The following is a 22,060-nucleotide window of genomic DNA, read 5'->3' as shown; positions in this document are numbered from 1 at the left end:
CATGACTACACAGACACTTGACGCACTCGATCGCCTCGAGTCCGAGGCGATCCACATCTTCCGCGAGGTCGCGGGCGAGTTCGACCGGCCGGTGATTCTTTTCTCCGGCGGCAAGGACTCCACTGTCCTGCTGCACCTGGCGGTCAAGGCGTTCTGGCCCGCGCCGGTGCCGTTCCCGCTGCTGCACGTGGACACCGGGCACAACCTCGACGAGGTCATCGAGTTCCGCGACCGCACCGTGGAGCGCTACGGCCTGCGCCTGGTCGTGGCCAGCGTGCAGGACTTCATCGACGACGGTCGGCTCGAGGAGCGCCCCGACGGGACGCGCAACCCGCTGCAGACCGTGCCGCTGCTGGATTCCATCACCAGCAACAAGTTCGACGCGGTCTTCGGCGGCGGTAGGCGTGACGAGGAGCGGGCGCGGGCCAAGGAGCGGATCTTCAGCCTGCGCAACTCGTTCGGCCAGTGGGAGCCGCGCAGGCAGCGTCCCGAACTGTGGAACCTGTACAACGGCAGGCACCGCGCGGGAGAGCATGTCCGGGTGTTCCCGCTGTCGAACTGGACCGAACTCGATGTGTGGCGCTACATCCAGCGCGAGAACATCGACCTGCCGTCGATCTACTACGCCCACCAGCGCGAGGTGTTCCAGCGCGACGGCATGTGGCTGACCGCCGGCCCGTGGTTCGGGCCGAACGCGGACGAGACCGTTGAGGAGTTGACGGTCCGGTACCGCACGGTCGGCGACGGCTCGTGCACCGGCGCCATCCGGTCCGACGCCGCCGACATCGAAGCTGTCATCGCCGAGGTGTCCGCGTCCCGGCTCACCGAACGCGGCGCCACCCGCGCCGACGACCGCCTTTCCGAGGCAGCCATGGAAGACCGCAAGCGAGAGGGCTACTTCTGATGAGCGATCTTCTTAGGCTTGCCACCGCCGGAAGTGTGGATGACGGTAAGTCCACGTTGGTTGGGCGTCTGCTCTACGACACCAAGTCGGTCCTGGCCGACACCCTCGACGCCGTGCACCGCGCGAGCGTCGACAAGGGACTGTCCACCCCGGACCTGTCACTGCTGGTCGACGGCCTGCGCAGCGAGCGTGAGCAGGGCATCACCATCGACGTGGCGTACCGCTACTTCGCCACGCCCAAGCGGTCCTTCGTGCTCGCCGACACCCCCGGGCACGTGCAGTACACCCGCAACACCGTGACCGGCGCGTCCACCGCGCAGCTCGCGGTGCTGCTGGTCGACGCGCGCAAGGGTGTCCTGGAGCAGACCCGCAGGCACGCGGCCGTGTTGGCGCTGCTGGGTGTGCCGCAGCTGGTGCTGGCGGTCAACAAGATCGACCTGGTGGACTACGACGAGGGCATCTTCGAGGTCATCGCCAAGGAGTTCACCGACCACGCCACGGCCCTGGGCTACCCGATCGGTTCCGTGCTGTCGATCCCGGTGTCGGCGCTGGTCGGCGACAACGTCGTGGACCGGTCCGCGCACACGCCGTGGTACTCCGGCCCGACCCTGTTGGAGCACTTGGAGAACGTGCCGGTCGAGCCCGACCCGCACCACGTCCCGTTCCGCTTCCCCGTGCAGTACGTGATACGCACGAACACCGCCGAGCACACCGACTACCGCGGCTACGCGGGCCTGGTCGCGGCGGGCACGGTCACCAAGGGCGACGAGATCGTCGTCCTCCCGGCCGGTCTCCGCACGACGGTCGCGCGGATCGACACGCACGACGGTGAGCTGGACGAGGCCGAGGCCGGTCGCTCGGTGACGCTGGTGCTGGCCGACGAGATCGACATCTCCCGGGGCGACCTCATCGCCGCGGCGGTCGACGCGCCCGCGGTCACCGACGAGTTCGACGCGACCCTGGCGTGGCTGTCGGAGAAGGCGCTGAAGCCGGGTGCGCGGGTGCTGGTCAAGCACGGCGCGAGCACGGTCCAGGCCATCGTCGCCGACCTGCACGCCCGGTTCGACGAGCAGAAGCTGTCCACTGTGGCCACTCCCGACGCGTTGCAGCTCAACGAGATCGGGCAGGTGACCATCCGCACCGCCGAGCCGCTGCCGGTCGACGACTACTCCGTCAACCGGCGCACCGGGGCCTTCCTGGTGATCGACGCGGCGGACGGTTCCACCCTCGCGGCCGGCCTTGTCGGGGCAGGCCTGTCGGCACTGGAGACGGACCCGAGCTGTACCGGCGGCGGTAACGCCGCCGTCTCGCCCGGTCCGTAAACCCCTCCCCCACCGAAAGGGCCCTACCGTGAAGACCCGCTTGTCCCGACTCGCACTGGCCGGAACAGTCGCTCTCTCCCTCCTCGCCGCCGCTTGCTCCCGCACCGAAGGACCGAAGGACGCCGCGGCGGACGGACCGAGCACGGACAAGGGCCCCGCAGCCGAACTGCGGCTGGGCTTCTTCCCGAACGTCACGCACGCCTCGGCGCTGATCGGCCTGGAGAAGGGCCTGTTCGCCAAGGAACTGGGCAACACCAAGCTCGTCCCGACCAAGTTCAACGACGGCCCGACCGAGGTCAGTGCGTTCCTCGGCGGCTCGCTGGACGCGGGCTTCATCGGCTCCGGCCCGGCGATCAACGCCTTCGCCAAGTCGAACGGCGAGGCGGTCCGGTTGATCGCGGGCGGCACGTCGGGTGGTGCGCAGCTCGTCGTGAGCGGCGACATCACCAAGCCCGAGGACCTGGCAGGCAAGACCGTCGTCACCCCGGCGCTGGGCAACACGCAGGACGTCTCGCTGAAGAAGTGGCTGGTCGAGAAGGGTCTCGAGGACAAGGTCCAGGTGACCAACCGGGAGAACCCGCAGACCTTCGACGCGTTCAAGAAGGGCGAGGTGCAGGCGGCTTGGCTGCCCGAGCCGTGGTCCTCGCGGCTGGTCCTCGACGCGGGCGCCAAGGTCCTGATCGACGAGAAGGACCTGTGGAAGGACGGCAAGTTCCCGACCACGGTCCTGCTGGTCCGCACCCAGTTCCTCAAGGACCACCCGCAGACCGTGCAGGCACTGCTGCGCGGCCTGCTCGCCGCCAACGACTTCGCCAAGACCGACGTGGCGGGCGCCAAGACGGCCGTCAACACGCAACTGCAGTCGCTGACCGGCAAGGGTCTGGCCGCACCGGTGATCGACCGCGCGTTCACCTCGATCGAGCTGAACCCGGACCCGCTCGCGGGCACCTTCCCGCAGCTGTCGAAGGACGCGGTCACCGCGGGCGTCGCGCCCAAGGAGACCGACCTCGCCGGGTTCGTCGACCTGACCGCGCTCAACGCGGTGCTCAAGGCGGCGGGCAAGCCCGCGGCTGACGCAGCAGGCCTGGACAAGAAGTAGATGGACAACCGAGGAAGGCAGGCGAGGACGATGACCGCGACGCTTGAGGCACCCGTGCCCACCGCTATCGACGCCGCCGTACGACTCAGCGGAGTCCGCAAGTCGTTCGGTCACGGTCCCCGTGCCGTGACCGCGCTGGACGGGATCGACCTGACGGTCGCCCCCGGCGAGTTCGTCTGCCTCCTCGGTGCGTCCGGCTGCGGCAAGACGACCGTGCTCAACCTGATCGCGAAGCTGGACAAGCCGAGCTCGGGCTCGATCGAGCTGACCACCACCCGCCCCGCGGTGATGTTCCAGGAAGCGGCGCTCATGCCGTGGCTGACGGCCGCGCGCAACATCGAGCTGCCGCTGCGGCTCGCGGGCGTCAAGCGCGCGGAGCGGCAGACCAAGACGCTGGAGCTGCTGGAACTGGTGCGGCTGGGCGGCGTGGGCGACAAGCGCCCGCACGAGCTGTCCGGCGGCATGCGCCAGCGCGTCGCCTTGGCCCGGGCGCTGGCGTCGGCGATCTCCGGCAACGGCGGCGAGGCCTCCTCGCTGCTGCTGATGGACGAGCCGTTCTCCGCGCTCGACGCCATCACCCGCGACGTCCTGCAGGGCGAGCTGCTGCGCGTGTGGAAGGCGACGGGCACGGCGGTCGTGTTCGTCACCCACGACGTGCGTGAGGCCGTCCGCCTTGGCCAGCGCGTGGTGCTGCTGTCGTCCAAGCCCGGTCGGGTCGTGCAGGAATGGGACGTCGACGGGCTGTCGCAGGCCGCCGAGTCCGCCCGCATCGACGAGATCAACGCCCGCCTGCGCGAGGTGATCAGCAGTCATGCCGCAGCATGAAACGCAACTGCGTGAGGACGAAGCCGCCGTCGAGGCCGGACTCGACGCGCTCGACACCCCGGCCGGAACCGCACGCGGTGCCGCCCGCCGCGACCTGCTGCGCCAAGTGCTGGCGCCGGTCGTGGCGCTCGTCGCCATAGTCGGGCTGTGGCAGTTCCTGTGGTCCCGGGCGATCTGGCCGGAATTCCAGCTGCCCGCGCCGCTGGCGGTGTGGGACCAGATCCAGACGCTGATCGACAGCGGCCAGGTCTGGGAGTTCCTCTGGGTCTCCGTGCACCGGGCCGTCATCGGGTTCCTGATCTCTCTGGCCGTGGCGACCCCGCTGGGGCTGCTGCTGGCCAAGGTGCGGCTCTTCCGGGCGGCCTTCGGGCCGCTGATCTCGGGTCTGCAGAGCCTGCCGTCGGTGGCGTGGGTGCCCGCGGCGGTGCTGTGGTTCGGCCTCACCGACGCCACGATCTACACGGTCGTGCTGCTCGGTGCGGTGCCGTCGATCGCGAATGGACTCGTCGCCGGAATCGACCAGATACCACCGATCCTGCCGCGCGTCGGCAAGGTCCTCGGCGCGGGACGGATCGACAGCGCCCGCTACATCCTGCTTCCCGCAGCACTTCCCGGGTATCTGGCGGGAATGAAGCAGGGCTGGGCGTTCTCCTGGCGCTCGCTGATGGCCGCCGAGCTGATCGCGACCTCGCCGCAGCTGGGCTTCGGCCTGGGGCAGTACCTGCACAACGGGATGGCGCTGTCGGACATGTCGATGGTCATGGCGGGCATCCTGCTGATCTTCTTCGTCGGTGTCGGCATCGAGCTGTTGCTGTTCCGGCCGCTGGAGCGGTCCGTGCTGCGGTCACGCGGACTGACGGGCGCCCACTAGATGACACCCCTGGTCGCCGTCGCGCACGGCAGTCGTGACCCGCGCTCGGCCGCCACGGTCGCCGAGCTGCTCGACGTCGTGCGCGCACGGCGGCCGGAACTGGACGTCCACGGCGCCTTCCTGGATCTGTCCAGCCCGCTGCTGACCGACGTCCTGGCTCGACTGCACGGCGAAGGGCACCGCGAGGTCGTGGTGTCGCCGCTGTTGCTCGGTCGGGCCTTCCACGCCCGGGTCGACCTGCCCGCGCTGATCGATGAGGCGTGCGGGCGGCTGCCGAGGCTGTCGGTGACCGTGTCGGACGTGCTCGGGCCGGACGCCCGGCTGGAGGCCGCCGCGTTGCGCAGGCTCGCCGAAACCGGTGTGCTGCCTGATGATCCGGCCGTGGGCGTCGTGCTCGCGGCGACCGGGTCCTCGCACGCGCCCGCCAACGCCCGGGTGCACGAGGTGGCCGACCGGTGGGCCCGGGTCATGGGCTGGTCCGGCGTGCGGACCGCTTTCGCGTCCGGAACCGAACCCGGTGTGCCCGCCGCCATGGCCGCGCTGCGCGCGCGGGGAGCCGAGCGGATCGCCGTCGCGTCCTGGTTCCTGGCGCCGGGTCTGCTACCGGACCGCGTGACGGCCCAGGCTCGGGCCGTCGACCCGGATGCCGTCATCGCCGCGCCGCTCGGATCGGCCGTCGAGGTGGCCGAGCTGGTGTTGGACCGCTACGACGAATCGCGGTTGGCGAGCCTCCGGACGGCCTGAACAGGTTCGGGTAATCGGGCGTAACACATATCCACCCACCTGGCCTTAGACCGATAGCCGTGCGCCAGCTGTCGTGGGCCGGTCGGGTGATGGCCCACGCCGTTCGTCAGCGGGCACCACCCGAGTGGCGCAACTGTTCGCCGGTGATCAAAACACACCGTCGTCGGATAGTTGCCGACCACAATTTTGTGCTGAACGTGAAAACTTGACCGTAAGCCTACTCAAAAGTAACTATCTCGTTGCCGCGGCTGATCAACCCCGAACCGTTGTCCACCCAGCACATTCGAGGTGACCAGAGATGAAATCGACCTTACGTCGAGCCCTTTCCATCGCAGCGCTCGCGGTGGTGCCGATCGTGGCGTTCGCACCGGTCGCGGCCGCCGTGCCGACGACAGTCAACTTCGACTGCCAAGGCAGCAGCCCGGCAGGCGCGCAGTACTTCTCCCTGCAGCAAGGCGCGGAGGTGACCGCGCCCGCCACGGTCGCCCCGGGCGGCGCGCTGACCATCGTGATCGACCCGGCGCCGAACACAATTCCGGCCAGTGTCAACGGTTACACCGTCAAGCGCGTGCACACCATGGCGCTGAAGGTGCCGATCCCGGCGAACTCCACGTACGTCTCCGCCACCCTGTCCGGCGGGTCGAACGTGGGCACCACGAAGATCAGTGTCGCCAACGGAATCGCGACCATCACCGCGTCCGGCCCGATCGCGGGCGGTTCGACTTTCGAACTGCCCACGGTCACGGCGAACCTCACCGCGGGGGCGTCCGGCACCATCCAGACCAAGCTGTACGGGACCAGCTACAGCAACCCGGGCCTGACGTTCACCGCCGTGGTCGGGTCGATCTTCGGTGACATGAACGTGCCGACGAAGTGCTACCCGAACCCCAACCCGGTCATCACCACCACGACCATCGCCTAGCCCCACCGCGATGCCGAGCCGCCCCTGCGACGGCTCGGCATCGCGCTTTACGTAGTACTACTCAACTTCCGCGGCCCCACCGAGTGAATACGCCGAACCGCCTGAAACGAACGCTGAGTGGTCGATAGGCTTCTCTTGGTAGACCACTTACGTCCAGGGGGAGCAATGCCGGAGGGCACGCCGCCACTGACGCCTGCGCAGCAACAGGCTCAGGAGAAGATGCGGCAGTGGATGGAGGCGCAGAACCAGACGCCCGCCGGTTCCGGTCCACTCGGCGGCATCTTCCAGATCGGCGCCACCGTCCAGTCACTGGTCGCCGCCGCGGGCGCGGGCCAGATCAGCATCGCCCCCGACGTGGGCGACGCCATCATCAAACAGCTCGCCGCGGTCCAGGACTCAGCCGACGTAATGAGCCGAGATGCACGCCGAGTCGCGCTTCGCGCTCCACTCGGCGGCGGATACGCCGAGGAAATCAGCCGGTTCAACGAGCAACTCGCCTCTGGTGGCGGTAACTCCGCGCAAGAGGTACTAACCAAGTTCATCAAGGAAATTGACGCCCTCAAACAGGCCGTCACCGCGAGCATGGCCAACTACGGCCGCACCGACTCGGGCAACGCGGGCACGATTCGATCCGCTGGAGGCAATACGTGAGCAAGTGGACCAAGTGCTTCGGCGTCGCCGTGGTATCCCTGTTGGCGATTCCGCTGGTGGGCTGCTCTACTCAGGAACCCGGTACGCCGCGACCGTCGGACGGCATCACATCCACTCCACGGACATCCGAATCACGAACGACGCCCAAGCCCAAGCCCACCACCTCGAAACCGTCATCGCCGCTGGCAAACGTCGATCCGTGCGGGCTCCTCTCAGACTCCGACCAGACCAGCCTCGGGATCCCCGCAGGCAGGAAACGCGATATCGGGAAATCGCGAGGCTGCGATTGGAACAAGTCGGGCGACTTCGGGTTCAGCATCGGCCTCAACGGCGACATCGGCCTAAAGGACGCGAACTATCAAGGCGGAACACCACGGCCGATCGACATCGGCAAGCACGAGGCCACGACCTTGGAGAACATGGGCGGTGGTGACGGGGCGTGCGATATTTACATCGCGATCACCGAGTCGTCCATGGTGCACATAACCGCCACCTCGAGCGGTGCGTCAGATACGCCAAAAGCGTGCGCGAAGGCCTTGGCGGTCGCGAAGACCATCGACCCGAAACTGCCGTAGGGGGCGGGTGTGGCTGGATCAGATGGGCGGCACCTACCGCCGCCGAATATGCACTATGCCGGGCAGAGCCATGAGTCGCTGAAAGGCATGACCGATCCGGCGGATGCGGGTGCGGTGCAGGAGGTTGCCGACGGATGGCAGCAGTTGGGCACTCAGCTCAACCAAGCCGGGATTCTGCTGCAGCAAGCAGTATTCGGGTCAGAAGCCGGCTGGACGGGTCCGGCCGCTGATGCGATGCGGCATCGGTTGAGTCAGGTCGCCGAGTGGAGTGTGAAGTCCGGCGACAACTTCACCGAGGCGAGCAAGGCCATCACCAGGCAGGCCGAGTCGGCCGGTGACGCCAAGAACGCCATGCCCGAGCCGGTTCCGTACGACCCCAAGCAGATGTTCTCCGACGCCGCCCCCAACCCGTTCAAGATGGCGGCGCTCACCTGGGAGATCCCGCAGCAGTACGACAAGCACCAAGCCGCGCACGCCGAGGCGGCCGAGGTGGTGGCGCACCGTGACGTGTCGATGATCGCCGCGGCGGCGTCGGTGCCTCCGTTCGCGCCGCCGCCGACGCTCGAAGGTGGTGGCGGGACCGGAGAGGACGCCGACTCCGGCATGGGTGACCGGCGCAACCACGATCGCGGGTCGTGGACCGGTGACCTTGGTGGCAGCGCGACCACCGGCACCTCCGGCGTGGGCACGGGCCAAGGCAGCAGCGGCGTGGCCGGTCAAGGCGGCCCCGGCAACTCGACCGGCACCACCGCCAGCGGTTGGGTGCCCCCGACGACGAATGGCGGCGGCCCCAACGGCCCCTACCCGGGTGTCCCCGGGCCAGGCCAAGGCGGCCCCAACAACGCGGGCAACAACTTCTTCCCCGGCGGCGGAGGCTACGGCCCCGGCGACCCACGCGGCGGCGGCCCCCGAGGCGGCGGTGGCGGTGGCAGTGGTTCGACCGGCGGACGCGGCGGCGGCGCGGGATCAGGCGCCGGGAATGGCGGCGGCCCCGGCTCGGGGGCACGCGCGGGCGCCGGTGCGTTCGGCGCCGACGCCGGTTCCCGTGGCGGTGGCGCGGGCGGCGCCGGTGGTGGCCGCGGCGGCGCGGCGGGCATGGGTGGTGGCGGTGGCGGCGGTCGCGGCCAGGGTGGTGAGGACGAGGAGCACACGCGCGCGTCCTTCCTCCAGGAGGCCGATCCGGACGCGCTGTTCGGCTCCGACGAGATCACCGCACCCCCGGTGATCGGCGGCTGACTTGCGACCGGTAGCCGAACTCGCCCTGGCCGCGTTCGACGTGCTGTGGGACGACTTGAAGCTGGGTGGGATGCCGTTCCCGCTCGAAGTCCCCAGTCACGGCGAGACGCTGGACGAACGCGCCCGCATCAAGGCGGCGGTGCGCGACGAGCTGACGCGGCGGCGGCTGTTCCACCGGGGCCGACCGGCGCCGGAACTGGAGGACGCGCTGCGGCTGCTGGCCGCGCCGGAGCTGGGTGTCAGCCTGGTCGTGATGCAAGACCAGAGCGGCACGATGCCCGCCAACGCGGTTGTCGCCTGCCGCGGGCGGCAAGCCGTTATCGCGGTTCAGCGTGAGCGCACGATCGGACTGACCGAGGTGCGCGACACCGCCGTGATCACCTCCCTGATCGACCTCCTGCCCCATTACCGGCCAGGTCCTGGGCGCTCGGTCACCCTCCCAGCCCCCGCCGCGCCCGCACGGCACAATCAAAGCGACATCCGGCTCACCCGACCCATGACCGCCCAAGGCGCCGGTCAGGCCGAAATGCGCCAGCTCGCCGCCATCATGGAACGCCCGATTCTCCGTGCGGGCATGCTCGGCGTCTCGCTGCGCGACGGGCAGGGCAAGCCGCGGCGGCTGCCCGGGCTCACCTGGCTGGACAACGACCAGGGCCGCTACCTGCTGAGCGTCAAGCGGGGCCGCGACGGCAACGACTGGACCACGCTGTCGCCCGCCGACAACCCGCGGCTGGCGACTCGGCTTGGCGAGATCCTGGCGTCGGCGAGGCGTGGATAGTCTGGTCGGCATGGCTGACGAGTTGGTGCACTACGAGGTTTCCCGAGGCGTCGCGCGGATCACTTTGGACTCCCCGCACAACCGCAACGCGCTGTCGCGGCAGTTGCGCGGCGAGCTGCGTGACCACCTGTCCGCGGCGCTCGCCGACGACGCGGTGCGGGTGATCGTCCTCGACCACACCGGGCCCGTGTTCTGCGCGGGCATGGACCTCAAGGAGGCGGGCGGCGCGTCGTCCGGCGACCAGGGGGTCAACGAGTTCCCGGCGATCCTGGAGCAGATCTGGACGAGCCCGAAGCCGGTCGTCGCCAAGCTGGCCGGACCTGCCCGCGCGGGTGGCGTGGGCATCGTGGCGGCGGCCGACATCGCCATCGCCGTCTCGGACGCCACTTTCGCGTTCACCGAGGTCCGCATCGGTGTCGTGCCCGCGATCATCTCGGTGACCGTGCTGCCGCGCCTGCTCCCCCGGGCCGCGCACGAGCTGTTCCTGACCGGTGAGAGCTTCGACGCCGAGCGCGCCGTGCAGATCGGGCTCATCAACTCCGCGGTCCCCGCCGAGCGGCTCGACGCCGAGGTCGACCGCTACACCGGGATGCTCGCCCTCGGCGGCCCGCTCGCCCTGGCCGCCACCAAGGAGATGCTGCGCCGCACCCCGGCCGCGGACCTGTCCACGGACTTCGAGGAGATGCTCAAGCTGTCCGCCGGGTTCTTCGCGAGCCCGGAAGGCCAGGAGGGGATCACCGCGTTCGCGCAGAAGCGCAAGCCGAACTGGGTTCCTCAGGACTGAGGCTTGGCCAGCACGACGGAGAGGGTGCGGCTGGGATCGGTCGCACCCTCGACGGCGTCGTCGAGGACCTCGCGGATCGCGCGGTAGCCGGACGGGTCGGCCTTGGCCAGGACCTCCGAGTGCGTCCAGATCAGCACGTGCTCGCCCTTGGGCAGCCACGACAGATCCGTCAGGCAGTCGTAGAGCCCGTCGAGGTTGTGGCCGAACCAGTCGGGGAACGACAGGGTCTTGGCGATCGCGGTGTACATCGTGCGCTTGCTGCGCACACCGGAGCCGTCCAACACGTGTTCGATCATCGGGTCGGGTCCACGAGCACGAACGACGCGTAGTGGTCGCCGGTGTAGAACAGCTCTTTCCCGCTGCCGTGGATCAGGCGGCGGGCGCCTCGGTCTGGACTGCCAGGGGTGGGCACGGTGTACTCCCGGTAATAGCCGGACTTCTTGGCGGGCAACAGTTTCTCGCGGTTCTGGAACGTCGTGCCGTCGTTGCGGGGATAGGGGAACGGCCCGTCGCGCTGGATGAGCCGCCAGGTGTCGGCGGCCTCCTTGGGCAGTTGCGACAGCGGCCGAACGTCCAGCCCTGATTCCACACCAGGAACGGCCGAGCTGCTTGGCGGCGCCGGAGCCGCGGCGTCGCCGGAGCCGACCTCCCGGATCAGCCACCCGGCGAGGACCAGCACGACAAGGCCGACAAGGGCGGCGGTGATGCGTTTTCTCGAACCCACCCGGTCAGCCTACGAACCCGGGTCGGGATTCGCGCGCGACCCCAGCGGGCGTTCGTCGCGGGAGGTGCCGAACCGGGCCGACGCGTAGTCCACGACCCGGTCGATGGCCCAGGCCACCACCACGCACAGGGGCAGCAGCACCGCCATCACCAGGGCGAACTGCGCCGCGAACGGGAGCTGGATGACCCACAGCTCCACGTCGTTCCACCAGTCCGACAACCCATCAAGCACGCTCCGACAGTAGACCTTGGCCACTTCCGCGCGGCACCGGCCGCCGCCGGTGGATAAGTTGACGACCATGTTCGCCGTCTACGCCACCGCGCCCAGCCCGGATGACCCGCTAGCCGCCCTGGAGATCGGGGACCGGCCCGAGCCCGAGGTGCCCGACGGCTGGGTCGCCGTCTCGGTCAAGGCCGCCAGCCTCAACATGCACGACCTGTGGACCCTGCGCGGCGTCGGGATCAAGGCCGAGCGGTTCCCGATGATCCTCGGCTGCGACGGGGCCGGGGTGCTGGCCGACGGCACCGAGGTGGTGCTGCACTCGGTGATCGGCGACCCGGCGTGGGCGGGTGATGAGACCCTGGACCCGACGCGGACGCTGCTGACGGAAAAGCACCAGGGCAGCTTCGCCGACACGGTGATCGTGCCCGCCCGCAACGCGCTGCCCAAGCCCGAGGGGCTCAGCTTCGCCGAGGCCGCCTGCATGGGGACCGCGTGGCTGACCGCTTACCGGATGCTGTTCGTGAAGTCCGGGCTGCGGCCCGGCCAGACCATGCTGGTCCAGGGCGCGTCCGGCGGTGTGTCGACGGCCCTGATCGAGCTCGGCAAGGCCGCGGGCCTGCGGGTGTGGGTCACCGGCCGCACCGAGGAGAAGCGCGCGCTGGCCACGGAACTGGGCGCGCACGCGGTGTTCGAGTCCGGCGCCCGGCTGCCCGAGAAGGTCGACGGGGTGTTCGAGACCGTCGGCAAGGCCACCTGGTCGCACTCGATGCGCGCGCTCAAGCCCGGCGGCATCATCGTCGTCTCCGGTTCCACCAGCGGCCCGGACCCGAGCGCCGACCTGCAGCGGCTGTTCTTCCTGCAACTGCGCGTAGTCGGCTCGACCATGGGCACCCGCGACGAACTGGCGGACCTGCTGCGGTTCTGCGACACCGCCGGAATCAAGCCGCGGATCGGCGCGGAGATGCCGTTCAAGCAGGCCAGGGACGGTTTCCAGCAGATGCTCGACGGCGAGACGGCCGGAAAGATCGTCTTCACCGGGTAAACCGGCACCACTTCGTTACCGGCGCGTATCGAGGATTTCTCGCGTTCGTCGCCTACATTCTGACGCTATGTCGGACGCCATTCGGGTGACGCGCCACACGTATGGCGGAGTGCGCACGCGGGCGCTGTCGGTCGGCTCCCGCCGCCGCGGCCCCCGCGTCGTGCTCCTCCACGGCTTCGGCGACTCCGCCGACACCTGGCGTGGCGTCCTGACCGAGTTCGCCGCGCGCGGGTTGTCGGCCGTCGCCGTCGACCAGCCCGGATTCGGTGAGGCCGACGACCTGGCGGAGGGCCCGATCCTCCCGCAGCTCGACGCTTTCCTGGCCGCACTGGTGGCGTCGGAGGCCCGGTCCGGCCAGGTCGTGCTCGTAGGCAACTCGATGGGCGGGACGGCGGCGGTCCGGGCAGCGCAGAACCGGGCCCTGCCGCTGGCGGGCGTCATCTCCATTGCCGCCCCCGGCTTCAGCGACTCGTGGCTCCTGCGTGCCCTGAGCGACAACGCGTTGCCGGTGCGGCTGTACTCGTGGCTGCCGGTGCCGGTCCCCGGTTTGGCGGTCCGCGCCATCGCGTCGACGGTCATCCCCCGCATCCTGTTCGCGCGACCCGGCTCGGCATGCCCCGAAGCGGTCGCCCGGTTCGCCTCCCTGGTCCGCGACCACGGTTCGACGAAGGAGCTACTCGGCCGAGGCCAAACCCTCCTGACCGAACTCCGCGACGCCTACCGGCCGCAGGACATCCGCGTCCCCCTGCTGGTGGTGGCGGGCAAGCGGGACCGTCTGGTCGACGTCGAAGCAGGCAGGCGCCTACACGCGGACGTGGAACACAGCACCCTGCGAATCCTCGACGACTGCGGCCACTGCCCCCAACTCGACGACCCCGCACTGACCGCCGACCTGATCACCAACTTCACCGCGAACACCCGCCGCAGGACACTGGTCGCGACCTGATGCCGGTGTTTGATCGCCGCGGATTCCGCACGGCCTGCCACGAGGCCGCTCACCAGACGGGCGGCAGGGTGATCGAGTTCCGGTTCTCCGACTGTGTGGCACCGAACTTCCACCAGGGCGTGATCGCGTATCAGGATCACCTGATCGCAGCGGTGTGCAGCCGCGACTTGCCACTGGCCGCCGTCGCCGAGCCGAGAATCACCGACGGCGCGGATTCGGGCCCGCTGACGTTCCTGGACGCCCCTGGTCTGCTGGCCGTTCTGGCAGACCGGTACCAAGTGCTCACCACGGCGGAGCTGAACGGGCCGCTCGACGCCTCGCTGTGGCCGAACCTCGACGCCCGCGACATCAAGTACTGGAAGCCCCACACCCTCGGCGAAGCGCTCTTCAACTACTGGGACTAGAGCCGCCCAACGACCCAAGAGTCGCAGGAGATAGATCCCAACGGCCTGCCTGCGAAGCCCAGCGCACCCCAGCCCCCCAAAAAAACGCAACGGGCCAATCCCAACGGCCTGTTTGGGTGGTTCGCCTTGATTCGGGGGAGAAAGACCTAAACTTTCGCAGCGCGGGGCAGTTTCTTCACCCTGCCCGCTTTACCCGCGCAGGCCCTTCTCCGGAGTCCCCAAATCAAGGCGAACCACCCAAACAGGCACCAACAGCCCAAGCCTGCCGACGCCCCAACCAGCGCGCGGATCAGCTGTCGTGGCGGGTTTGGAAGGTGTCGATCAAAGGCCACGTCCCCTGCCGAGCGCCGCGGCCGGTCAACACACCGAGATGCCCGCCGGGGGCCGTTTCGAAGCGGACCTCAGCGGCTTCCGGCAACAACTCCGTCAGCTTGCGCACCGCTTTCACCGGCGCGATCGCGTCACCGCGGCCGGCGATCACCAGCGTCGGCTGCTTGACCCGGCCGATCTCGACCCGCGTCCCACCGAGCACGATCGCACCGTTCGCCAAATCATTGGCGCGGAAGAACCGGTGGTAGATCTGGGCCACAGTCCGGCCGGGGTAGGCGACCATGTTGTCGGTGAAACGGTCCACCGCCTCGATCTGCGCCAGATAGTCGCGGTCAGCGAGGTTGCGGGCGATGGAGATCGGCTTCATCACCTGCTTGTCCAGCCCACTGAGCTGAAACGCCTTGCGCACCAGCGGGGCGGGAATCGAACCGAACGCCTGGTAGAGCGGTGTCAGCGCATGACCGCCCGTCGCCTCGATCAGCGGGCGCAGTGGGGCCACCAAAGGGATCGCCTTGAAATCGAAGGGGCTCGCGATCACCGTCAGAGACGCGATCGGGAAGGCGCCCATGCGGGCCGCCGTCAGCACCGACATGATGCCGCCCAGGCACCAGCCGACGACGTGCACCGGCTTGCCGGTCCGCTCGTACACCGCCCGCACAGCGGCGGGCAGCACCTCTTCGACCCAGTGTTCCAAGCCTAGACCGCGGTCGCCGAAGCCGATGCCGCCGTACTCGACCACATACGTCGGCCGCCCCTGCGAGATCAGGTGCTCGACGACGCTGCAGCCGCGGCGCAGGTCGAAGCAGTAGTCGGGGACGGCCAGCGGCGGCACCAGCAGGGTGGGGAGGCCGGTGGCCTCGACTCCCTCCGGCAGGTGGTACTCGAACACCGACCGGGTGCGGCCCGAGCCGACCGCGGTGCGCGGCAGCGGCCGGAAGTCGGCGAAGCCACCGAACAGCGCCTTGTGCGCGACGTTCTCGGCGGCGGCCCGGACCGTGCCCAGAGTGGGAAGTCCAACCATGGGGGAACTCCCTCGACGAAGTGGCTTACGCCGAGGTTAGACACCGACCGTGTCCGCCGTAGACCTCTCTGTGGGCAACCGCACAACAGTCCACATCAGATTCCCGGCTGCCGCTGCGCCAGTCGGGTGACCGCGGCCGTGAGCTCTCCCGCGAGCGTGCTGATCACCTCGGCGACCGATGCTTCCCGCGCGAGCGGGTATCCCTGGCCCGCCCACAGCGCCATGGCCTCCGGGTCGCGGGCCTTCGCGGCGGCGGCGCGGATCGGCCTGGTCACGTGGTGGATCTCCGGGTACGCGGCGGGCACGTGTGGGCCGTACTCGGCGATGAACCGGTTGGCCATGCCGCGCGCCGACCGTCCGCTGAACGCGCGCGTGACCACGGTCTCCCGCTCCCCCGCCGCGAGCGCTTCCCGGTGCGCGGGCTGGGTTCCGGCTTCCGGGCACCGCAGGAACGCCGTGCCCAGCTGTGCGGCGACGGCACCGGAGGCGAGCACGGCGGCGACGTCGGCGCCGTGCATGAGACCGCCGGTGGCGATCAGCGGCAGGTCCGTCTCGGCCGCGATGAGCCGCAGCAGCGGCAGCAGGTCGTACGCCGGGGCGTCCGAGGTGAACGAGCCGCGGTGGGCGCCCGCGGCCGATCCCTGCACGCACAAGGCGTCCACTCCGGCCGCAGCCCGCGCCTCGGCGGGTGTGGTGACCGTCGCCACAACGGTGGCGCCGACCTCGTGCAGACGCGCGATGTCCTCGGCGCTCGGGAGGCCGAAAGTGAAGGACACACAAGGGATCCGGAGCTCGACCAACAAGTCGATCTTGGCCGGGTAGTGGTCGTCGTCCCAGGTCGGGTCACCCGGCTCGACGCCGAGGCGGCGGGCCTCCCCTGACACGAGGTCCCGATAGGCACCCAGATCCGCCGCGGACTCCGCGCCGGGCACGAACACGTTGACACCGAACGGCTTCGACGTCAGTGCGCGGGTAGCCACGATTTGCTCGCGCAGGGCTTCGGGGCTGAGGTAGCCCGCCGCGAGGAAGGCGAACGCGCCCGCCTCCACCGCGCCCGCGACGAGCGCGGGAGTGCTGGGCCCACCCGCCATGGGGGCGATGATCACCGGTACTTCGAGGTCAGCGAACACCCCTCCGACAGTAGCCGCCGATCAGCCGCCGCAGCCGCCGCCTCCGCCACCACAGCTGCTGCCGCTCGAACAGCTGCTGCCACCGCTGCTGCTGGAACTGTCCGAGCTGCTGGAGCTGGAGCTGCCGCAACTGCTCCCGCAGCCGCTGCCGCACCCGCCGCCGTCGCTCGAGGACGTGGAGGCGGAAGCCGTGTTCATGGCGAGGATCTCGTTGAGTTCCTCGTCCGGGAACGCGGTCAGGCCGTAGAGCGCGATCGGGCCGAGGACGGCGAAGCCGACCATCGCCCCGGTCGCGGCCATCCGCGGCGATTGCGTCCGGTGGTAATTCAGCGCTTCGCGACCACGCGGAGTGATCTTGCTCTTGGCCCTGCCCAGGATGATCCGGCAGACGATCCAGATTACGAGCGTGATGAACAGCGCGACCACCAGGTGCCCGACCCGGCGGTCAAGTTGGAGCCCGTTGACCAGCCTGGCGATACCGACGCCGACGATGACCAGGAACAGCCAGTGCACCCGCCGCAGCCGGGCCGCCCGGTGCATGGAGGTGATGAAGCCACGCTGGTCGAGGGTGTCGATCATCTGCCTGCCCAGCGGGCTGTTCGCGAAGCCGAGCGGACCCAGCTTGGCTGCCTTGCGGAACCGGACGTAGACGAAGTCCTGCACGGGATCGGCCGGGCCCGGACCGCCGACGGTCTGGCTGATCTTGCCGCCGCGGCTGACCCGGACCGCGCCGCCTGCGAGCAGACCCGCCAACGCGGTGTGCTCGACCCGGGTCGGGCCCGCGGCGAGCAGGGCCAGGTCGTACGGGCTCAGGTCACCCCGGTCACCTGGCTGCGGCTGCGCCACCGACCGGGAGCGGACCTTGGCCACGATGACCACGACGACAGCGAACGCGACGGCGATCCAGTAAAGGTTCATGAACTCCGGACCGGTCAATCCCCAGGGCTCATCCACGTCGGCCTCCTCAAGCGGTGTTGTCTCCAGGACGTTCGTGATCGACGTGCGGTTCCAGCGGAGGCGGTTAGATTCTCGGCATGTTCACCGTCGATGACGCCATCCGGATCGCCCGCGACGCGCACGAGGGCCAGGTCGACAAGTCCGGCCGACCCTACATCGGGCATCCCTTGCGGGTGATGCAAAACGTCGACGGCGAGTACGAGCGGATGACCGCCGTGCTGCACGACGTCATCGAGGACACCGAGGTGACCGCGGCGGATCTCGTGGCGCAAGGTTGTCCGCCCGAGGTGGTCGCGGCCGTCGTCGCGATCAGCAAGGTGGCGGGCGAGGACCAGGAGACCTACCTGGGCCGGGTCGCGGCCAACCCGATCGCGCTGGCGGTCAAGTTCGCCGACATCGCCGACAACACCTCTCCCGACCGACTCGCCAAGCTCGACGAGCACACCCAGCGCAGGCTGCGCGCCAAGTACACGGCCGCGCTGGCCTTCCTCGGCGCCTCCTAGCCGCGCGCGTCGAGTTCGGCCACCAGCCGCTTCGGCGCGATCATCCGATAGGCCTCCTCGACGATCTCCGCGACTTCGTCCCAGCCCACCTCGACGTCGACATACACGCCGAGCCAGCCCCGGTGACCCACGTAGGGCGGCCGGAAGTACCGCTCCGGGTCCTCGGCGACCAGCTCCTCCTGCACCCCCGGCGGCGCCGCGCACCAGAAGGCGACACGGTCGTCGTGGTGGTGGGCGGCGTAGGTCACGAACGTCTTCTTGTCCCGGACGAACCACGTCGGCTCGCCGTGGCTGACCCGCTCGGTGGCCTCGGGCATCGCGAGACACAGAGCGCGCAGCGCTGCCAGCGGATCACGCGTGTCGGTCATGGGTGCCATGATGCCGGTGGTGCACGACAGTTCAGAGGAGCAGCATGTCCGAGCATGTCAGCGGCGAGTTCGTGATCGACGAGTGGAAGGCGGAGGACCCGTATGACGACGATGGCGGAACCCACCTGGGCCACGTCACGCTGACCAAGACGTTCTCGGGCGCGCTCGTGGGCACCAGCGAGGTGCACATGATCGGCGCGCAGAACCCGGAGACGGGCACCGGGGCGTACGTGGCGATCGAGCGGGTCCACGGCGACCTGAACGGCCGGGCGGGCAGCTTCGTGCTGCAGCACACCGCCACCGCGTCCCCCGACGAGCAGTCGGCGAAGGTGACCGTCGTCCCCGGGACGGGGACCAACGAACTCGCCGGGCTGACCGGGGAGTTCGTGATCACCCGCCACGAGGACGGCAGCCACACCTACACGTTCGACTACGAGGTCTGAGCGCTACTTCTTCTTGGTCGCCGAGTCGTCGGTCGACAAGGCGGCGACGAAGGCTTCCTGGGGGACCTCGACCCGGCCCACCATCTTCATCCGCTTCTTGCCTTCCTTCTGCTTCTCGAGCAGCTTGCGCTTACGGCTGATGTCACCGCCGTAGCACTTGGCGAGGACGTCCTTGCGGATGGCGCGGATGGTCTCGCGGGCGATCACCCGGGAGCCGATGGCGGCCTGGATGGGCACCTCGAACTGCTGGCGCGGGATGAGCTCGCGCAGCTTGGTGACCATCCGGGTGCCGTAGCCGTACGCCGAGTCCTTGTGCACGATCGCGCTGAACGCGTCGACGCCCTCGCCCTGCAGCAGGATGTCGACCTTGACCAGCTCGGAGGCCTGCTCGCCGGACTCCTCGTAGTCGAGCGAGGCGTACCCGCGGGTGCGGGACTTCAGGTTGTCGAAGAAGTCGAAGATGATCTCGCCGAGGGGCATCGTGTAGCGCAGCTCGACGCGGTCCTCGGACAGGTAGTCCATGCCGCCGAGCTGGCCGCGCTTGCCCTGGCACAGCTCCATGATCGCGCCGATGTAGTCGCTGGGCGCGATGATCGTGCACTTGGTGATCGGCTCGAAGACCTCGGAGATCTTGCCCGAGGGCCAGTCCGACGGGTTCGTCACGGTCAGCTCGGTGCCGTCGTCCTGCACCACCCGGTAGACCACGTTGGGCGCGGTCGAGATCAGGTCGAGGCCGAACTCGCGCTCGAGCCGGTCGCGGGTGATCTCCAGGTGCAGCAGGCCGAGGAAGCCGCAGCGGAAGCCGAAGCCGAGCGCGGCGGAGGTCTCCGGCTCGTAGGTGAGCGCGGCGTCGTTGAGCTGCAGCTTGTCGAGGGCCTCACGCAGGTCCGGGTAGTCCGAGCCGTCGACCGGGTAGAGCCCCGAGTAGACCATCGGCCGCGGTTCGCGGTAGCCGGCAAGCGCCTCGGTGGCGCCCTTGCGCTCCGAGGTCACGGTGTCGCCGACTCGCGACTGGCGGACGTCCTTCACACCGGTGATCAGGTAGCCGACCTCGCCGACGCCGAGGCCCACGCTGGGCTTGGGCTCCGGGGAGATGATCCCGACTTCCAGCAGCTCGTGCGTCGCGCCGGTGGACATCATCTTGATCCGCTCGCGCGGGGTGATCTTGCCGTCGACCACGCGGATGTAGGTGACCACGCCGCGGTAGGTGTCGTAGACCGAGTCGAAGATCATCGCCCGGGCCGGGGCGTCCGCGTTGCCGACCGGCGCGGGGACCATCTTGACGACCTCGTCGAGCAGCTCCTTCACCCCGAAGCCGGTCTTCGCCGAGACCCGCAGCACGTCGTCGGGCTCGCACCCGATGATGTGCGCGATCTCGGCGGCGTACTTGTCCGGGTCTGCGGCGGGCAGGTCGATCTTGTTGAGCACCGGGATGATCGTCAGGTCGCGGTCGAGCGCCATGTAGAGGTTGGCCAGCGTCTGAGCCTCGATCCCCTGGGCGGCGTCGACCAGCAGGACGGCGCCCTCGCAGGCGTCGAGCGCGCGGGAGACCTCGTAGGTGAAGTCGACGTGGCCGGGCGTGTCGATCATGTGCAGGACATGCTCGGTGCCGTCGACGACCCACGGCAGGCGCACGTTCTGCGCCTTGATCGTGATGCCGCGTTCGCGCTCGATGTCCATCCGGTCGAGGTACTGCGCGCGCATGTCCCGGGCCTCGACGACGCCGGTGATCTGCAGCATGCGGTCGGCCAGCGTGGACTTGCCGTGGTCGATGTGCGCGATGATGCAGAAGTTCCGGATCAGTTCCGGTGTCGTGAAGGTCTTGTCAGCGAACGTAGCCACTCAGGTCCTCGCATGGTCAATGGATGCGTACATCGTCCCATGCCCCAAGGTCACGACTGATCCGGCGCTTTCCGGCGCCGCTGTGCGACGAGTACGGCACCCAGCGTGAGTGCCGCCAACGCCGCCACCAAGGGCACCGGACCAAGGTCGTCGAGCACTCCGACCAGCCAACCCTGCACTTCCGAGGCCGCCTCGACCACCGGATGGGCCGGGTCTCCGTCGCCGTGGAACAGCCGCAGCTCGTAGATCCCGTAGTAGCCGACGTAGAGGCCGGTGACGACGAGCAGCACGCCGCCGACCCGGTTGACGTACGGGAGCATCCGGCGCACCGGCGACGTCATCGACGCCGCCACCGCGAGCACCGCGACGACCAGGCCCATCCCGAGGCCATAGGTGACGAACGGGACGACGCTGCCCCCGCGAAGAGCGATGCCCGCGACGGCGAGGAACGGCCCGACCGCGCACGACAGCGACGCGACCGCGTATGCCACGCCGTAGCCGATCATGGACACGATCCGCGCGCTCGGCGCGCCGCGGCTGGGCTTGGGGATCGGCAGTGGCAACTCGCGGCCGGACAGCAGCACCCCACCCGCGATGACCAGGCAGGCGCCGATCACGACGGTGACGACCGGCAGGTACTGCTGCAGCGTCGACGCGAACGGGGCGGTGAGCAGGCCGAAGATCCCGAAGACCGCGATGAACCCGGCGGTCATCAGCGCGGCGGCGGCCAGCGCCCGGCCGACCTTGGCGCCGCCGACGAGCGCCAGGTAGCCGGGCAGCATCGCGAATCCGCACGGGTTGACCGTGGCCAACATGCCCGCGACGAGCGCGAGCCCCAGGTCGCCCATCAGCCCGCGAGGCCCGCGACCCTGGCGGCGAGGGCGTCCTTGCCGAGCTGCTTGGTCTCGGTCTCGATCGTGCCGTCAGCGGAGAGGAAGGCGTACGCGGGCTGGTAGGTCACGCCGAAGCGCTTCCACAGGGCGGCTTCGGTGTCGGCGAGGTGGGTGAACCCGCCGACGCCGCGCTTCTGGACGAAGTCGCGCATGGCCTCGACCCGGTCCTGGGCAGCGACGCCGACGAAGGTGACCTTGCCTTCGTGCCGCTTGGCGACCTCGGCGAGACCTGACGCCTCACGCCGGCACTTGGGGCACCACGGCGCCCAGAACCACAGCACCGCGGGCTTGCCCGCGAGCGACTCGCCGCGGAAGTCCTTGCCGTCGACGGTCATGGCGGTGAACTGGAGCTTCTCCGGGACCGCCGCCGCGGGCGCCGGGCTCGACGAACCCCCGGTCGCGGTCGCGGACGTGGTCCTCGGAGCGGTCGTGCCGGGCTCGGGCTGACCGGCCGGAGCAGGTGTGCCGCCGCACCCCGCCAGCAAGAGAAGGGCGGCGAGCACCAAGGCAGGGCGGCGCATTGG

The 22,060-nt window shown here is 69.4% G+C and carries 27 protein-coding genes; 17 read left to right on the top strand and 10 right to left on the bottom strand.

Translation table 11 applies throughout. From position 1 onward, the window contains the following. The first annotated feature begins 1 nt into the window (after position 1). The 12 genes from cysD (at position 2) to C8E96_RS17705 (ending at position 10,711) form a co-directional block, all read left to right on the top strand. Complete coding sequence (gene cysD / locus C8E96_RS17760; RefSeq protein ID WP_091372258.1) at positions 2 to 904, top strand: sulfate adenylyltransferase subunit CysD; 903 nt, start codon at positions 2 to 4, stop codon at positions 902 to 904. Continuing rightward, positions 904 to 2,226 carry a sulfate adenylyltransferase subunit 1 gene (locus C8E96_RS17755; RefSeq protein WP_091372261.1) on the top strand — a complete coding sequence of 441 codons (1,323 nt, stop codon included), beginning with the start codon at positions 904 to 906 and terminating at the stop codon, positions 2,224 to 2,226. The genes cysD and C8E96_RS17755 overlap by 1 nt, the downstream gene beginning before the upstream one ends. 28 nt (positions 2,227 to 2,254) lie before the next feature. Beyond that, positions 2,255 to 3,325 (top strand): ABC transporter substrate-binding protein, encoded by a 1,071-nt coding sequence (locus C8E96_RS17750; protein WP_176926741.1) that lies wholly within the window; start codon positions 2,255 to 2,257, stop codon positions 3,323 to 3,325. Between the two features lie 30 nt (positions 3,326 to 3,355). Beyond that, positions 3,356 to 4,150: an ABC transporter ATP-binding protein gene (locus C8E96_RS17745; protein ID WP_091372956.1), complete on the top strand. Its 795-nt coding sequence runs from the start codon at positions 3,356 to 3,358 to the stop codon at positions 4,148 to 4,150. Then, positions 4,137 to 5,021: an ABC transporter permease gene (locus C8E96_RS17740; protein WP_091372265.1), complete on the top strand. Its 885-nt coding sequence runs from the start codon at positions 4,137 to 4,139 to the stop codon at positions 5,019 to 5,021. The genes C8E96_RS17745 and C8E96_RS17740 overlap by 14 nt, the downstream gene beginning before the upstream one ends. Next, positions 5,022 to 5,765, top strand: a complete 744-nt coding sequence (locus C8E96_RS17735; protein ID WP_091372269.1) for a sirohydrochlorin chelatase — start codon at positions 5,022 to 5,024, stop codon at positions 5,763 to 5,765. A 298-nt stretch (positions 5,766 to 6,063) separates the two neighbouring features. Further along, positions 6,064 to 6,687 (top strand): cyclase, encoded by a 624-nt coding sequence (locus C8E96_RS17730; protein ID WP_091372272.1) that lies wholly within the window; start codon positions 6,064 to 6,066, stop codon positions 6,685 to 6,687. 165 nt (positions 6,688 to 6,852) lie between these two features. Then, entirely contained in the window at positions 6,853 to 7,338 is a 486-nt protein-coding gene (locus tag C8E96_RS17725; protein WP_133794550.1) for a hypothetical protein, read from the top strand. Further along, positions 7,335 to 7,913 carry a DUF3558 domain-containing protein gene (locus tag C8E96_RS17720; RefSeq protein ID WP_166658034.1) on the top strand — a complete coding sequence of 193 codons (579 nt, stop codon included), beginning with the start codon at positions 7,335 to 7,337 and terminating at the stop codon, positions 7,911 to 7,913. The genes C8E96_RS17725 and C8E96_RS17720 overlap by 4 nt, the downstream gene beginning before the upstream one ends. Before the next feature lie 234 nt (positions 7,914 to 8,147). After that, positions 8,148 to 9,149 (top strand): hypothetical protein, encoded by a 1,002-nt coding sequence (locus tag C8E96_RS17715; RefSeq protein WP_091574700.1) that lies wholly within the window; start codon positions 8,148 to 8,150, stop codon positions 9,147 to 9,149. A 1-nt stretch (position 9,150) separates the two neighbouring features. Then, on the top strand, positions 9,151 to 9,927 hold the full coding sequence (locus C8E96_RS17710; RefSeq protein WP_091372287.1) for an ESX secretion-associated protein EspG: 777 nt from the start codon (positions 9,151 to 9,153) through the stop codon (positions 9,925 to 9,927). Between the two features lie 10 nt (positions 9,928 to 9,937). Next, a complete protein-coding gene (locus tag C8E96_RS17705; RefSeq protein ID WP_091372290.1) occupies positions 9,938 to 10,711 on the top strand; it encodes an enoyl-CoA hydratase-related protein in 774 nt (257 codons plus the stop codon). On the opposite strand, the gene C8E96_RS17700 is transcribed toward C8E96_RS17705, so the two are convergent. Genes C8E96_RS17700 through C8E96_RS17690 form a run of 3 tightly spaced genes read right to left on the bottom strand, consistent with a single transcriptional unit; the run spans position 10,702 to position 11,735 of the window. After that, a complete protein-coding gene (locus C8E96_RS17700) occupies positions 10,702 to 11,007 on the bottom strand; it encodes a barstar family protein (RefSeq protein WP_091372294.1) in 306 nt (101 codons plus the stop codon). The two genes, C8E96_RS17705 and C8E96_RS17700, sit on opposite strands and share 10 nt — an antisense overlap. Beyond that, entirely contained in the window at positions 11,004 to 11,435 is a 432-nt protein-coding gene (locus C8E96_RS17695) for a ribonuclease domain-containing protein (protein WP_091372297.1), read from the bottom strand. Before C8E96_RS17695 ends, C8E96_RS17700 begins: the two co-directional genes overlap by 4 nt. Before the next feature lie 9 nt (positions 11,436 to 11,444). Continuing rightward, positions 11,445 to 11,735, bottom strand: coding sequence for a hypothetical protein (locus C8E96_RS17690; RefSeq protein WP_324187118.1), 291 nt, complete (start codon positions 11,733 to 11,735; stop codon positions 11,445 to 11,447). On the opposite strand from C8E96_RS17690, the gene C8E96_RS17685 reads away from it, so the two are divergent. The 3 genes from C8E96_RS17685 (at position 11,734) to C8E96_RS17675 (ending at position 14,049) form a co-directional block, all read left to right on the top strand. After that, positions 11,734 to 12,699, top strand: a complete 966-nt coding sequence (locus C8E96_RS17685; RefSeq protein WP_091372300.1) for a zinc-binding dehydrogenase — start codon at positions 11,734 to 11,736, stop codon at positions 12,697 to 12,699. The genes C8E96_RS17690 and C8E96_RS17685 overlap by 2 nt on opposite strands. A 67-nt stretch (positions 12,700 to 12,766) precedes the next feature. Next, entirely contained in the window at positions 12,767 to 13,645 is an 879-nt protein-coding gene (locus C8E96_RS17680; RefSeq protein WP_091372303.1) for an alpha/beta fold hydrolase, read from the top strand. Continuing rightward, on the top strand, positions 13,645 to 14,049 hold the full coding sequence (locus tag C8E96_RS17675) for a hypothetical protein (RefSeq protein WP_091372306.1): 405 nt from the start codon (positions 13,645 to 13,647) through the stop codon (positions 14,047 to 14,049). Before C8E96_RS17680 ends, C8E96_RS17675 begins: the two co-directional genes overlap by 1 nt. A 289-nt stretch (positions 14,050 to 14,338) precedes the next feature. Here C8E96_RS17675 and C8E96_RS17670 read toward each other — a convergent pair whose 3' ends face one another. From C8E96_RS17670 to C8E96_RS17660, 3 genes are all read right to left on the bottom strand, one after another. Further along, positions 14,339 to 15,400, bottom strand: a complete 1,062-nt coding sequence (locus C8E96_RS17670; protein WP_091372309.1) for an alpha/beta fold hydrolase — start codon at positions 15,398 to 15,400, stop codon at positions 14,339 to 14,341. Positions 15,401 to 15,495: 95 nt separating this feature from the next. Further along, positions 15,496 to 16,530, bottom strand: coding sequence for an NAD(P)H-dependent flavin oxidoreductase (locus tag C8E96_RS17665; protein ID WP_091372312.1), 1,035 nt, complete (start codon positions 16,528 to 16,530; stop codon positions 15,496 to 15,498). Between the two features lie 21 nt (positions 16,531 to 16,551). Next, complete coding sequence (locus tag C8E96_RS17660; protein WP_133794546.1) at positions 16,552 to 17,484, bottom strand: TIGR04222 domain-containing membrane protein; 933 nt, start codon at positions 17,482 to 17,484, stop codon at positions 16,552 to 16,554. A gap of 80 nt (positions 17,485 to 17,564) precedes the next feature. Between C8E96_RS17660 and C8E96_RS17655 the strand changes: the two genes are divergently transcribed. After that, a complete protein-coding gene (locus tag C8E96_RS17655; protein ID WP_091372320.1) occupies positions 17,565 to 17,990 on the top strand; it encodes an HD domain-containing protein in 426 nt (141 codons plus the stop codon). Here C8E96_RS17655 and C8E96_RS17650 read toward each other — a convergent pair. Further along, the gene (locus tag C8E96_RS17650; protein WP_091372323.1) at positions 17,987 to 18,358 is read right to left on the bottom strand and encodes an MmcQ/YjbR family DNA-binding protein; all 372 of its coding nucleotides are present in this window, start codon (positions 18,356 to 18,358) and stop codon (positions 17,987 to 17,989) included. The two genes, C8E96_RS17655 and C8E96_RS17650, sit on opposite strands and share 4 nt — an antisense overlap. 44 nt (positions 18,359 to 18,402) lie before the next feature. On the opposite strand from C8E96_RS17650, the gene C8E96_RS17645 reads away from it, so the two are divergent. After that, positions 18,403 to 18,801 (top strand): DUF3224 domain-containing protein, encoded by a 399-nt coding sequence (locus C8E96_RS17645; RefSeq protein ID WP_091372326.1) that lies wholly within the window; start codon positions 18,403 to 18,405, stop codon positions 18,799 to 18,801. Between the two features lie 3 nt (positions 18,802 to 18,804). On the opposite strand, the gene lepA is transcribed toward C8E96_RS17645, so the two are convergent. From lepA to C8E96_RS17630, 3 genes are read right to left on the bottom strand one after another with little or no spacing between them, the layout of a single operon-like run. After that, the gene (gene lepA, locus C8E96_RS17640) at positions 18,805 to 20,643 is read right to left on the bottom strand and encodes a translation elongation factor 4 (RefSeq protein ID WP_091372329.1); all 1,839 of its coding nucleotides are present in this window, start codon (positions 20,641 to 20,643) and stop codon (positions 18,805 to 18,807) included. A gap of 50 nt (positions 20,644 to 20,693) precedes the next feature. Then, positions 20,694 to 21,491: a cytochrome c biogenesis CcdA family protein gene (locus C8E96_RS17635; RefSeq protein WP_091372332.1), complete on the bottom strand. Its 798-nt coding sequence runs from the start codon at positions 21,489 to 21,491 to the stop codon at positions 20,694 to 20,696. Beyond that, positions 21,491 to 22,057, bottom strand: coding sequence for a redoxin domain-containing protein (locus C8E96_RS17630; RefSeq protein ID WP_091372336.1), 567 nt, complete (start codon positions 22,055 to 22,057; stop codon positions 21,491 to 21,493). The genes C8E96_RS17635 and C8E96_RS17630 overlap by 1 nt, the downstream gene beginning before the upstream one ends. Positions 22,058 to 22,060: the final 3 nt, after the last annotated feature.

The organism is Actinokineospora alba (genome assembly GCF_004362515.1).
Taxonomy (GTDB): domain Bacteria; phylum Actinomycetota; class Actinomycetes; order Mycobacteriales; family Pseudonocardiaceae; genus Actinokineospora; species Actinokineospora alba.
Note: the sequence above shows the minus strand (reverse complement) of the source record. Positions and strands in the feature narration are given on the sequence as shown.